The 327-nt window shown below is 58.8% G+C and carries 1 tRNA gene (only partly in view); it reads right to left on the bottom strand.

Going from position 1 to position 327, the window contains the following annotated elements:
• A tRNA-Ala gene (locus ASE71_RS35960) sits at window positions 1-56 on the bottom strand; it reaches 79 nt to the left of the window's first position.
• Window positions 57-327 lie beyond the last annotated feature (271 nt).

Genomic DNA, 327 nt, shown 5'->3' with positions numbered 1-327 from the left:
GAACCGCTGACCCCCTGCTTGCAAAGCAGGTGCTCTCCCAGCTGAGCTACAGCCCCAACCGTTTCGATCATCTGCTCCAAGCAATCCATCCAAGTCCAGACCAATCGGTCTAAACCAANGAACCGCTGACCCCCTGCTTGCAAAGCAGGTGCTCTCCCAGCTGAGCTACAGCCCCAACCGTTCCGATCATCTGCCAGATCCCAGNACTCGAACTGCCGACCTCACGCTTATCAGGCGTGCGCTCTAACCACCTGAGCTACGGGCCCATTCCGGTTGCACGCACCACCTAAGTGTCGCTCGACGCTTAAAGTGAGCGGGCGTGGTTCG

Origin of the sequence: Ensifer sp. Root954 (assembly GCF_001429005.1) — a bacterium.
Taxonomy (GTDB): Bacteria; Pseudomonadota; Alphaproteobacteria; order Rhizobiales; family Rhizobiaceae; genus Ensifer; species Ensifer adhaerens.
This window is presented reverse-complemented; position numbering and strand designations above follow the sequence as displayed.